The 12,310-nt window shown below is 68.2% G+C and carries 8 protein-coding genes; 6 read left to right on the forward strand and 2 right to left on the reverse strand.

The features are described 5' to 3' along the window. Window positions 1–141: 141 nt before the first annotated feature. Entirely contained in the window at window positions 142–2,403 is a 2,262-nt protein-coding gene (locus tag BN6_RS22085) for a hypothetical protein (RefSeq protein ID WP_041313618.1), read from the forward strand. A 317-nt stretch (window positions 2,404–2,720) separates the two neighbouring features. Here BN6_RS22085 and BN6_RS22090 read toward each other — a convergent pair whose 3' ends face one another. Next, window positions 2,721–3,836, reverse strand: coding sequence for a Dyp-type peroxidase (locus BN6_RS22090; RefSeq protein WP_015101955.1), 1,116 nt, complete (start codon window positions 3,834–3,836; stop codon window positions 2,721–2,723). A gap of 82 nt (window positions 3,837–3,918) precedes the next feature. On the opposite strand from BN6_RS22090, the gene BN6_RS22095 reads away from it, so the two are divergent. From BN6_RS22095 to BN6_RS22110, 4 genes are all read left to right on the forward strand, one after another. Next, window positions 3,919–5,229 (forward strand): right-handed parallel beta-helix repeat-containing protein, encoded by a 1,311-nt coding sequence (locus tag BN6_RS22095; RefSeq protein WP_015101956.1) that lies wholly within the window; start codon window positions 3,919–3,921, stop codon window positions 5,227–5,229. Next, window positions 5,226–5,954: a hypothetical protein gene (locus BN6_RS22100; protein ID WP_015101957.1), complete on the forward strand. Its 729-nt coding sequence runs from the start codon at window positions 5,226–5,228 to the stop codon at window positions 5,952–5,954. Before BN6_RS22095 ends, BN6_RS22100 begins: the two co-directional genes overlap by 4 nt. Window positions 5,955–7,095: 1,141 nt before the next feature. Continuing rightward, the gene (locus tag BN6_RS22105) at window positions 7,096–8,379 is read left to right on the forward strand and encodes a hypothetical protein (protein ID WP_197540171.1); all 1,284 of its coding nucleotides are present in this window, start codon (window positions 7,096–7,098) and stop codon (window positions 8,377–8,379) included. Window positions 8,380–8,412: 33 nt separating this feature from the next. Further along, complete coding sequence (locus BN6_RS22110; protein ID WP_015101960.1) at window positions 8,413–8,841, forward strand: hypothetical protein; 429 nt, start codon at window positions 8,413–8,415, stop codon at window positions 8,839–8,841. Window positions 8,842–9,587: 746 nt separating this feature from the next. Here BN6_RS22110 and BN6_RS22115 read toward each other — a convergent pair. Continuing rightward, window positions 9,588–10,472: a DUF2268 domain-containing protein gene (locus tag BN6_RS22115; protein WP_015101961.1), complete on the reverse strand. Its 885-nt coding sequence runs from the start codon at window positions 10,470–10,472 to the stop codon at window positions 9,588–9,590. Window positions 10,473–10,784: 312 nt separating this feature from the next. Between BN6_RS22115 and BN6_RS22120 the strand changes: the two genes are divergently transcribed. Continuing rightward, the gene (locus tag BN6_RS22120; RefSeq protein WP_015101962.1) at window positions 10,785–12,308 is read left to right on the forward strand and encodes a spherulation-specific family 4 protein; all 1,524 of its coding nucleotides are present in this window, start codon (window positions 10,785–10,787) and stop codon (window positions 12,306–12,308) included. Window positions 12,309–12,310: the final 2 nt, after the last annotated feature.

Genomic DNA, 12,310 nt, shown 5'->3' on the forward strand with positions numbered 1-12,310 from the left:
GTCACCAGCATAGCAGAAGGAGCGCACGGCAGGATGAGAAAGCGAAAAGTACTCACGGCGTTGACAGTGGCCGCCACAATCGCGGCAACACTTCCCGTAGTCGCCCATGCAGAAGGATTCCACACGGTCAAGGTCAAGGTGGTGGACGACTACAACGGCAATGGCAAGGCCGACGACGACGAGGTGAAGACCGGCGGCATCAAAGACGTCGAGTTCGAAGTCCTGATACCCGACCCGGACGGTTCGGGCGACAAGCCGTACTCGCCCGAACCGCCGCCGAAGACCGACGCGAACGGCCAAGCCGAGGTCAAGATCCCGATCGACGACTATGGTTCCGCCAATGCGATCATCAGGGTCAAGAAGAGTTCCCTGGGCGCGCGCCAGGCTGGTTTCGCGAGCAGTCAGGGCCTGCGCCCGATCGACCTGTACGTGACAGCGGGAACGAGGACCGAGCAGCTGATCTCACTGTGGAACCCGGCGAAGTACTGCTCCGTCGACTCCTACCTGGTGACCGCCTGCCAGTTGTCGCACGGCAAGGACAACGAGTTGCCGACCTTGGTCAAGATCGGCAACAAGTGGCGGGGCGACAAGTTCAACCTGAAGACCGAGAAGGAAGACGGCAAAGAAACCCCGATCATCCTGGCCAAGAAGAAGGACACCGGAGTCGTCTACGGGATAGCCCACCAGAAGAGCAAGAAGAGAATCTTCTCCGGCGCCTTCGCCAAACGCTTCGCGCCGTACGGCCCCGGCGGCTCGGGAGCGATCTATGTCACCGACGTGTCCACCGAGGACGAAACCACGAAGGTCTTCGACAAGTTGCCGGCGGGATCGACGCAGCACGCCAAGGAACCGCCTGCGGGCACGTTGTCCTTCAACCCGAACACGGAGGAGTACGATCATGCGGACCGCACTTTCGTCCAGGCGGTCGGCCGGGAGAGTCTGGGCGATATCGAGATCTCCGCTGACGAGAAGCAGTTGTTCGTGGTCAACATGTACGACCGGACGCTCAATGCGTACGACATAAGCGGGGACAGCGCCGGGAAGCCGACCACCACGAAGATCGAGTACTCGGGGTGCGCGAAGGCCGACGACTGGCGACCCATGGCCCTCGGCACGGGGGACAACACGCTATACGTCGGCGGCGTGTGCTCCGCCGAGACGGACCGGAAGGCCGAAGACCTCAAGGCCGTCGTCCTCCAGTACGACTACTCGACCCAGAACGCGAAGTTCACCCCTGTATTGCAACACCCTTTGACCTACAAACGCGGTTACTCCTGGACGGCGAGGTCCAAGGATCCCACAAAGCCCGCGGACTGGAACCCGTGGTCGAAAGCCGCCGATGACTTCCCGTACGAATATCTGCGGATGTCCACGTACCCCGAGCCCATGCTGGCCGATATCGAAGTGGAGTCCGGCGGACATCTGGTGCTTGGTTTCCGAGACCGTTTCGGCGACCTGACCGGGGTCGACATCTCCGACCCGAAGACAAAGGACTCGATCCAACAAGGCGCCGCCGCCGGTGACATCATCAGGGTGTGCGCGGCAGGCGGGAAGTTCATCTGGGAGGGCGAGTCGGGGTGTGAAACCCACAACGCGCTGAGCGCGGACCCGCCGCACAAGGAGTTCTACGTCGGAGACAACTTCAACCGCAACGGCGGCGCCCACCAAGAAACCGCCTTGGGCGCCCTCGCGCTGGCCAATTCCGAGAAGAGAATCGCCGCCACGCATCTGGACCCGATAGAGACGACCTACTCGAATGGAATCGGGTGGCATGATCGGGCCACCGGCGAACGCGACCCGCGGAACGACAGTTACGGAATCATCCACTGGAACGACAACCTCCTGGCACCCAGTGCGCCGTTCGGCAAGGCCAACGGTCTGGCCGACTTGGAATACATCTGCGACGAAGCCCCGATACAAATCGGAAACCGGGTGTGGGAGGACTTCTACCGGGGCCTGCAGAACGCTCGCGAGTACAAGGGCCTAAAAGACATCACGGTGACGCTGTACGAGGCGGAGAGCCAGGGCGACGGTGATGCCAAGGTCAAGGACAGGCTCGACTCGACGAAGACCGACAAGGACGGCGAGTACTACTTCCCATCGCCGGAGATGGCCGGCAAGTTGAAGCTCAAGCCCGATACCTGGTACGTGGTCGAGTTCGACCGGTCTTCGGCGACGAATCTCAAGTCCGGCGACTGGACCATCGCTGCGGACCATCCCGACGATGAACCGACGCGCAATTCCGACATAGCGTTCGACGCGAACGGCACGAAGATCCCCAAGGGCGATGAACAGGTCAAGAAAGCACCCAAGGTGCGGGCCAAGGGCAAAACCGGCGGTCCGGGATCGGTGAACCACGACATCGATGCGGGCTACGACCCCAACGGCAACCCATCGTCCTGACCCGGATGCAGCACCGTGGCCGCCCGCTCCGATCTGCGGGGCGGGCGGTCAGGCAGGCGCGCGGCCAGCCAGAACCCTGACGAAACCGGTCGAGGCCGCGGCAGAGGTCCTACGGCAAGCAGTGGGTTCACGCCGACCCCCGCACGATGCGCAGCCCTCCCCCGTCAGGTCTTCGTTGCATCAAATGCGACCCATATCCGTCCGTCGTAGGTTCCTGCGCGATCTCGCCTGCCACCAGGTGACACAGGTGGTCGACCGCCTGCGACGAGAGTGCGCCTGACGCCACCCGCTCAGTCCTGGAAGTGGTACGGGGGCGCTCAAGCCAGCAGGTGATGCCCCAGAACGCGGTCAGGAGTGGGCCCGGGGAGTACGAGGAAGGTGGCGGTGGCGGTGGCGGTGGTGAAGTCGAGAAGGTCGTCGGCCTGGTCGAGGCGGTGTTGGGTGGCGGTGTAGGTGCGCAGGTCTCGTTGGTAGGAGATGAACAGCAGGCCGGTGTCGCCGGGACCGTTGTCGTAGGTGTAGCTGCGGCGGAGCATGGTGCCGCTGCCGGTGGCTGCGGGGTTGGCGCGGCGGACGTGGGCCGTGGTGGGAATGACGTAGCGGCCGTCGGGGGTCTTGGCGGACAGGTCGACGTGGTCGGTGGTGGTGCCGCCGGTGAGCGGCGTTCCGTCGGCGCGGTGCCGGCCGATGACGGCTTCCTGGCGGTCGAGGGGCTCGGCGAGGAAGCGGGGGAGGTCGACGCGCAGCCGGCGGACGACGGCGATCGTGCCGCCCGCCACCGCCGGGGGTGCGTCGAGCCAGACCTCGCGGTCGACGTCCTCGGGGGTTCGTGGGACTTCGATGCCGTCCAGGAAGCCAAGGAGGTTTCGGCCGAGGCCTTGATCCCCCGTTGGTGGGCGGAAGCCGCGTTGTGACCAGCGTGGTGCGCCCAGTTCGTGGGCGACGAGGGTTTCGGCGGCGGTGAGGGTCAGGGGGTTGCCGGCGCAGGTCTGGATCATCAGGTCGCCGCCCCGGGCGGTGTCGGGGATGTCTTCGCGGGTGAACGCGGGCAGATCCCGCGCGCCGGGCAGGGTGGGGTCGAGAGCGCTGATCAGGCGGGGGCCGAGTCCGACGGTGATGGTGAGGTCGCCCGGGGGCAGTCCGCCGAGTCGGGGGTCCTGTCCGCCGGTGGTGGCGCGGATGATGTCGGTGAGGCGGCTCAGCAGTGCGGCCAGGTCGTGATCGTGGACGTCGTGGACGGACAGGCCGAGGAATTGCTGGGGCGGGTCGGGGCGGTCGATACCGGCCTGTGTGCGGCCGTGCATCGCGACCGGTGCCCCTGACGGGTCACGGGTGTCCACTGTGGTGCTCTGGCGGCACGCGGACAGCGACGCCAGAGCCGCCAGACCACCGGCGACAACGCCTCGGCGGGTGAATTCCGATCTGTCACGCACGGTGCCCAGTTTGTCACGCTACGATGAACGCGCTGGCCCGCAACCCGCTACTCATTCCGGTGAACCGCGTCAGGAGATCCCGGTGACTCGCCTTCGCGACTTCGTGCTGCCCCTGCTGGTCGTTCTGACAGCGGCTACGGCGTGCACCACCGGGACGGCAGAGTCCGGAACCGCGCCGGGGACCATCCGCGTGCCGCAGGACGAGGCGACTATCGGGTCCGCCGTGGACCGGGCACGGCCGGGCGACGTGGTCCTGGTGTCGCCCGGTGTCTACCGCGAAAGCGTGCGCATCCGCACCGATCACGTGACGTTGCGGGGGACCGACCGCAACGGGGTGGTGATCGACGGCGAGGGGCGGCGGCGGCACGGCGTGGTGGTGACCGCGCCGGCGGTGGCGGTGGAGAACCTGACCGTGCGCGACCACCTGCTCAACGGCGTGCTGTTCACCGGCGCCACTCGCGACGGCAGCGAGCCCGACGTCCGGGGCAACGACGGCTACCAGCGGCTGGACCCGGAGAAGTCCCCGCCGCTGCAAGGCTTCCGCGTCCGGTACGTGACCGCCGCGAACAACGGGCTGTACGGGATCTACGCCTTCAACGCCCGACAAGGCACCATCGAGCACAACTACGCCTCCGGCAGCTCCGACTCCGGCATCTACGTGGGGCAGTGCAAGCCCTGCCACATCCTGGTGGCCGACAACGTCGCCGAGTACAACGCCGTCGGCTACGAGGGGACCAACGCCGGCACCGGGTTGTGGGTGCTGCGCAACCGGTTCACCCACAACAGGGTCGGGCTGACGGTCAACTCCGACTACCTGGAGGCGTTCCGGCCCCAGGAGAACTCGGTGATCGCGGGCAACCTCGTCGCCGACAACGCCGAGGCGCAGACCCCGCACCAGGCCGACGGCGGGTTCGGCATCGGGATCGGGATCGGCGGCGGGCAGCGCAACACCGTGGTCCGCAACCTCGTTCGAGGTCACCCGCGCGCCGGGCTGATGCTGGCGGCCACCGAGGACATCCCCGCCGCGGGCAACACGATCGAGGCCAACGTGTTCACCGGCAACGCCGCGGATCTCGCCAACGTCGCCACCGCCCGCGCGCCCAGCCGGGACAACTGCCTGCGCCACAACACCTTCACCACCACCTACCCGCCGGACCTCCCGGTCGACCGGTGCCTGCGCGAGGGTGCCGAACTGCCCGCCGCCCCCGCTCCGCGAACTCCCGAAGCGCCCGCCGGGATTCCCTTCCGCGACGTACCGCTCCCGCCACCCCAGCCGCAACTGCCCGACACCGCGCCCACCCCGGTGGAAGGGCCATCGGCCGTACCGCCGCTGGACCGGGTCGGCCTACCCGATCCCACCTTGCTCGCCGAGAACAGCAGGAGCCGACCGTGATCCGCAGGTTGCTCACCACCGTGGCCACCGCTCTGCTCCTGGCCGGCTGCGCGGGCCAGGATGCGCCGACCGCGCCGACCGACAACCCCCGACCACTCACCGCCGATGAAGCCGAGCGGATCTCGTTGGCGCGCTTCGCCAACTACCAGCGCGGTCGCGGCGTGATCACCGGCGTCATCCCCCACGCCGGCCACGAGTTCCACCTCACCGCCCGGGTCGACTGGCGCGACCACCGCGGTTACGGCACCGTCCACACCGCCAAACCCACCGGCGAGCGCCAGGACTTCCTGCTCCAGTGGACGCCTCAGGCCGTCGCGGTGATCCCGGGCTGGTCCGGTGGCCTGCCCGACCAGCCCCCGGACACCGCGGACTGGCGGCCCCGCCCGCTGGACGCCAGGCACAACCCCATCGACGCGGCCCTGCTGATGACCCTCAACCTCGCCCTCGACCGGCCCGAGAACGCCCAACTGCTCGCCCAGAGCGACGCCCGCTGGCTGCGCTCGGAACACGTGGGCGACACCGACCTCATGGTCGTCTCCGGCCCCAGCCCGGCCAGTTCCCGCGCCACCTCCGACGCCGCGCCGCAAGGCCGCATCCGCTACTGGATCAACGGCGAGGGCACGATGCGCCGCCTCACCGCACCCCTCGGACAACACGGCGACCTGGTCACCCTCGACCTCCTCGACAAGGACACCCCGCAGATCCCGCCCTTCACCTGGCGGTGACCGGTCGGCCGAAGACCAACAGGCAGGCGAGGACGGTGAACGCCCACACCGCTGGGGACGAACAGCACCAGGTAGGTGCCGGTGTCGCGCTGGATGTCGACCTCGGCGACGTACTGGCTGTAGTGGGTACCCGCCGACATCACCGTCGGTGGCGTGCTCCTGGTCTCCAGGAGGCCGTCGTTGCCGCCGTAGGCGGGCGCCCGGGAAGCGGAACTACGAGCCTGGCGGGCCGACTCGGATCCAGCCGTCCGGTGGACCTGCGACGGCACCGGCGTGCACACCACGACGAGGAACGGGAACGACCACTCCCCGCACTACCCGCGCCAGCCCGCCCAGCAACTGCCGTCCACCTTGTCGGTGATCTCGTAGCCCTGGTCAGCCAGGTACGCGGTGCAGTCATCCGGATGGGCCTGCGCAGGCATCGCCACGAGCACGGGCAACGCGACGTGGCACCAGACCACCTGCGCACGGCACGGCACTCCACCCAGGCGCTCGACGGGGTGACCCCACCCACCCTCGCCCGACACGGTGAGCGTGATCGACGGCGCAGGCGAACCGCGGTTCAGCGACCTCGGACTACTCCCAGCAATCACCCGGCACCACAAGGCCGACGTTCACCCGTCAACGCCCTGATCAGACCCAGCGGAGAGCGGCGCTGTGCCGCCCCAGACCGCTGTGACTGACCGCGATGCCACGAGGACCAAAGCCACCGGGACGACGCAGCCGAGTCAGGAGGTGGCTGCGGCTTCGCCGGACGGCTGCGATGAGTCGGTCACAACGGGCGAGTTCGCGTCTTGCTCGGACGGGATCCGATCGGCGGCGGAGAGGTGGATACCCTCCCTTGGCCTTCCTCTTTCCGCTCAATTGCGGTAAGCCCGGAGTTCGCCGGACCGCTCCGCGTGCATCTGGGCAATCGCGTTCGATTCGGCCGACCGGTCGTAGCGGAAGTGCCAGATGTGACTGTGTGCAGGGCGCCGACTTACCCCATCGGGGGTTTGGCCACACCTTCCAGGTAAGCGTCTTGATGTCGACCGTGGCCGCCGGGCACGATGGTGTGGACGTTCCGACCTCTCCGTGATCCCGGATCCCGCCGAAGCACAATCGGGATCAGGACGCTTCCTGCGCGGCTTGGATCTGCCGTGTGCCGATCACCGAGGTGGTGCCCCACTCCTTCCGATCGGCCGAGTCCGGTTCGGCAGCGAATGCGACGCCGACGGAACAGCAGGACCGAATTATTTGCGACCAAGAAGGGAGAATCGTGACCGATCAGAACCCGATAGGGTCTACCTACAAGCCGACGAGGTTCCTGCGGCACCCGCTGACTGGACGAAACCAGGAAGAACTCGCCATCCCGGCGAAGGCCCCCTCGATCCTCAGGTGGGCGGACCGCAAATGGGGAAACACCCCGATCTCCGAATACGTGAAGGCGAAGGACCGGACCGGTGCGTACCTCACACCGATCGGCTTCTCACTCAACAGGACGATCTACGGACAGTACCCTGCGAACGTGCCGAACGCGCACGACCGGGGGTGGCTCGCCTACCTGAACATGGGCGTGCCGTTGATCGAGGAACGCAGAGACATCGCCCAACCTCCGCCCGAGGTGATCTCCGAACAGGTCTACGTCAACCGCAACAACATCATGCCGCCGGTCGAGTGGACGAACACCGTTCAGTTCTCAGTCTCCAACACGATCAGCTGGTCGCTGTCGGGGCAGGTGCAGCTCACGTTCGGAGCGAAGACCTCCGCGCAGCTGCAGACGCAACTGCAGAAGAGTCTGCAGAAGAGCAGCACGACGACAGCGTCGCAGACCAACATCGCGCACAACCACAAGGACAACCAGGGTGCCCAAGTCCAGATGCGTGGAGATGCGACCAACACGACGTCCGCAACCACCACCGCTACTGGTTCCGCCACCGGGACCGGAGAGTTGTCCGCCCAGCTCATGCTGGGAATCACGGCTTCCGTCAGCGGTTCGCTGAGCACTTCGTGGACCCAGACCTCGTCGCTCAAGGGTCCGGTCAAGTCCCGTGCGGTCGTGCGGGCCACGCAAAGGCGTCAGGTGCGGAGGTACGACTACGAGATCCCCATCGTCTTCGCCGGTCATGTCGCTTTGCACTACAAGGCCGAGGTGGACCCCACCACCATCCCGCAACACTTCCCCACCATGGACGCGGGGGAACGGAGGCGCGTGCAGAACCTCGACCCGAACCATTCCGGTTCGGGTCCGTACTGGGTCCAGACGGTCGTGTTCCCGGTCGAAGTCCTCGGGCTGGTCGACTACGGCGAGCAGTTCACCCAGGTAGGTCGGGCGGAAGTCGCCTCAGTCCTTGCCGGCGAGCACGAGGTGTTCGAACTCGAACCCCTGCAGCAGGGCAACCGCTTCGGGGCCACCGACGCACCGCTCTACAAGCCCAAGCCGTGACCCGCGACCACCAGGACGCCCAGGAGGCGAACCATGACCTACCAGAACATCTTCGACGGGGGCAAGGGCCAGGCGCTGTCCGCCGAAAAAGCCGCACAAACCCTCCGCAAGGAGATCCCCGGAGCCGTCGACCCGGACATCGATCCGGAACTGCTGACGGGCATTCCGCAGAAGGCGCGCGACCCCAAGATCGTGAACGAGCTGTCACCCGTCGCCCTGGAAATAGCCGGTAGGTTCCTGGAACCACTTTTCAAGAGCACTCAGAAGGCGGCCGTGGACCAACTCGCCGCGAGCAACGACCCGAAGACGACGTCGACCATGGCGTCGTCCACTCTGCAGGAGGTGGCGACGCAGGTGAAGGCAACTGTCAACGCTTCTGACGAACCGAAGATGCCGGCCACGGTCGACAACCTGAAGCCTCCCAAGGTCGACGTGCCGAAGAAGCCGCCCCTGCCCACCTGAGGCCGGACGGAGCACAGCTGAGCGTGCGGATTCGCAGCCCGCCCGGATACCGGCGTCGATCAGGACGACACCGGGCTGACGAGTCCACGTAGGCAAGGGCGCTTCCAGCGACGTCGCACTGCCCGGCACCCGCGAGGATGTCCTACCGTCGGTCGCGCTGGGAGCGTCCCACAACGCCGCCGTCCGTCGTCCCCCAGCCGGCCCGACCGGAACGTCGCCGACAGGCGCGCGTGGTCTCGGAGCCTCCCGCCGGACAACGACTGTGTCGAAGTGGCCTTCGGGCCGGCCGGGCGCCGGCGAGGTCAGCGTGACCAGGCAAGGCTGCGCCTGGTCCACGTGGGCCGAGTGGCCGTGGTCGGGGTTTCGGCGGCCCAACGTGCACAACGCCGTCTGCACACCTGCACGTCTGGACGGCCATCGCGACGTTGCCGGCGGTGGTGGCGGACGTGTGGTGTTCACCAGTTTGTCGTCGCGAGCCACCCGTGAGCGGACAGCCGTGGTCGAACCGTGGATGATCCCGAAAAGTGGTGTCGACGGTGGCGCATGGGTCGTTGCCGCAGTCAGTGCTATCGGGTCGGTTCCAGCGCTCGCCTTTCAGCGATGACGATGTGGTGATGCCGGGACTCAAGCAGGGCTTGTTGACCGGTTCACCGAGGTGGTCGACCAAGCCGTGTCTGCCGTGCCCGACCTCGCCTCCCAGGCACTGCTGCCGACTACACCAACCGGAACCGTGTCGGAGTGCCCGGTCAGGCGTGCCGCAGGGCGACGTCGATGATCTCCTTGCTGTCGGCCAGGAGGGCCTCTGCGGCGGTGTGGCCGGTTGTGGAGAGGTAGGTGTCGACCAGGCGGTTGCCTGCCGCGTAGCCGGCACCGGTGGGCAGGCCGACGGGGGTTGCTCCGTAGCGCAGGGCGGTCTCGTCGCCGTGGACCCAGGCCGCGAAGTTCTGCATTCCGGTCACCTCCAGGCCGGAGACGACCTTGGCGAACACCGCGTCGTCGTCGCGGTGCGGTACGCCGATCCGGGTGCGGCCCAGGTCGTCGCCGTACAGCTGGCGGGCGAAGGCGTCGGCCAGCCCCTCGGACACCACGTGCTCCCCCACCGTGACCGTTGCCGGGTCCCAGATCACGACGCCGCTGCCGTAGCGCAGGTTGTGGTTCAGCTCGTGGACCGCCGTCGCCTCCAGCCGGGCCAGGTTCTCCGGGTAGGGCCAGAAGTTCAGGAACACGTAGCCGGGCGTGCTGCCGTTGGCCGTCATGCCCAGGTTCGGTCCCATGAAGTGGGGGTCGCCGGGGTCGCCGAGCACGATCAGCACCGTGATGTCCGGGACCGCGAGGTCGGGTGTCGCCGCGAGCTGCACGGCCAGCGCGTCCTCCAGCGCACGCCCGATCCGTCCCCACGCGTCGGCGCCCTCCAACGCGTCCAACGCCTCCAGGCACCGCCGCTCGTCGCGGTCCAGCGGGAAGCCCGACGCCATCCGGTGCATCGCGACGAGGTCGACCTCGCCCGGGAAGTGGCGGTACATCCCGGCGGCGGGTTCCAGCACCGCCCGCAGGAGCGCGGGCCGGTCGGCCGGCGTCGCCCGCAGGACCTCCCGGATGGCGGGGCCGGTGTCGAGGACCGTGATCGTCATGTCGGGCACGGTAGAGGTTCCAGTTACTGGAAGTTCAAGCCCGTTCACGGCCGGGAGGTCCGAGCCCGCCAATCGTCCTCTGTGTGCACGGCGTCAGGGAATAGTCCACGGGGCACGGCATCGGCGGGTTACCGTCCACAGCGGACGTGCGGCCGGGTTCGCTCTCGCACATCACCGGAACGTGTGATGGCGGTTGGGCCAGCCGGGTGAGGGTTGGTCCCGCTGCCCGCGCTCGGTGCCGACGGGCGGCGCAGCGGGGCCCGGCTTTCCGCGTGATTGCCCGCACGACGGCGGTGGCCAAGACTGGCGACCATGGCTAGCCCGAGTTCCGCTCTGGCCCGAGTCGGCGCGGTGGTCGCGGCGGTATCCCTGCTGACGCCCGCCCCCGCGACCGCCGTGACGCCCCAGCAGGCCGCGATCCCCGCCTACTGGAGCCCGGCCGACCCCGACGGACTGACCACCTTCCGCCGCTTGGCGCAGAACCGGCCCACCACCGGTCTGGTGGTCCTCAACGGCAGCCTGAGCAGACCCGAGGCACCGTTCTCCCCGGCGTGGGCGGAGGCGATCGAGGCGGTGCACGACTCCGGCGCGCGGGTGCTGGTCTACGTCGACACCGGGTACTTCGGCGTCGACCTGGGCCAGGGCGCGCACCAGACCCGCAACGGCGAGACCACGCCCGAGGCGTGGGCCGCGCAGATCCGCCAGGACGTCGACGAGTGGTACGCGCTCTACGGCGGGTACGGCGTGGACGGCGTGTTCCTGGACCAGGTGCTGCACGTCTGCGGCCCGGACGGCGAGTACGCCGCCCGTTACGCCGCCCTCCGCGACCACGTCCTGGCGACGCACCCGCACGCCCACGTCGCCATCAACCCCGGCACCGACACCGAGCAGTGCTACGACGGCGTCGCCGACACGATCCTGTCGTTCGAGGGCGACCACGGGTCGTACCTGGCGCACGTCCCGCCCGAGTGGGAGAAGGCGCACCCCGGCCGGGAGAAGTTCTGGCACCTGGTCTACGACGTGCCGACCGAGCAGGACATGGCCGCCGTCGTCGCCCGTTCGAAGGCCGGCGGCGCGGACTACGTCTACGTCACCGACCGTCCCTTCAGCCCGTCCACCTGGGACTTCCTGACCAGCTACTGGAACGCCGAACTGGGCGCGATCGCGGGCGTGGTCGACACCCGTCCGCCGGCCGCCCCGCGCGGGCTCGGCGCGCAGGCCGCGTCCGGCCAGGTGGTGCTGCGGTGGCGTCCGGCGGTGGACAACGTCGCGGTGGCCGACTACGAGGTGCTCCGGGACGGGGAACCGGTCGGCACCACCTACGACACCGCCTTCACCGCCGCCGACCTGCTGCCCGACACCTCCTACGAGTTCACGGTGCGGGCGCGCGACGTCGCGGGCAACACCTCCGCGCCGAGCGCACCGGTCACCGCGACCACGCCACCGGCGGCCGTGCTGGGCGCGAACGCGTGCCTGGGCCCCACGACCGCCCGCTACCGGGCGACGTTCACCAGGGACTTCCCGCACCGCCGGGTGTTCATCGACGCCGACGACAACCCGTCCACCGGCTGGTCGCTGCCACCGGGACTGCCCGCCGGCGCGGACCACCTGATCGAGAACGGCACGCTGTTCCGCTACACCGGCCCGGACTGGCAGTGGGAGCAGGTCGCCGACGTCGAGCAGGAGCGCGACGGGCAGGAGGTCACCTGGTGGGTGCCCGCGACCGCGTTCGGCGCGGCGGCGGGCACCCAGGTCCTGGTGTTCAACGGCTACGACGGGCAGGACGAGTACAGCGCCGTCGTCACCGCCCACCCGACCGAGGAGGACTGCCGCTGAAC

Source organism: Saccharothrix espanaensis DSM 44229, assembly GCF_000328705.1.
GTDB classification, from domain to species: Bacteria; Actinomycetota; Actinomycetes; order Mycobacteriales; family Pseudonocardiaceae; genus Actinosynnema; species Actinosynnema espanaense.

What these genes read in the sequence shown, in the direction of transcription:
- BN6_RS22110 (WP_015101960.1), top strand. Translation starts at nt 8,413, where the DNA reads ATGACCTACCAGAACATCTTCGACGGGGGCAAGGGCCAGGCGCTGTCC.
- BN6_RS22115 (WP_015101961.1), bottom strand. Translation starts at nt 10,472, where the DNA reads ATGACGATCACGGTCCTCGACACCGGCCCCGCCATCCGGGAGGTCCTG.
- BN6_RS22120 (WP_015101962.1), top strand. Translation starts at nt 10,785, where the DNA reads ATGGCTAGCCCGAGTTCCGCTCTGGCCCGAGTCGGCGCGGTGGTCGCG.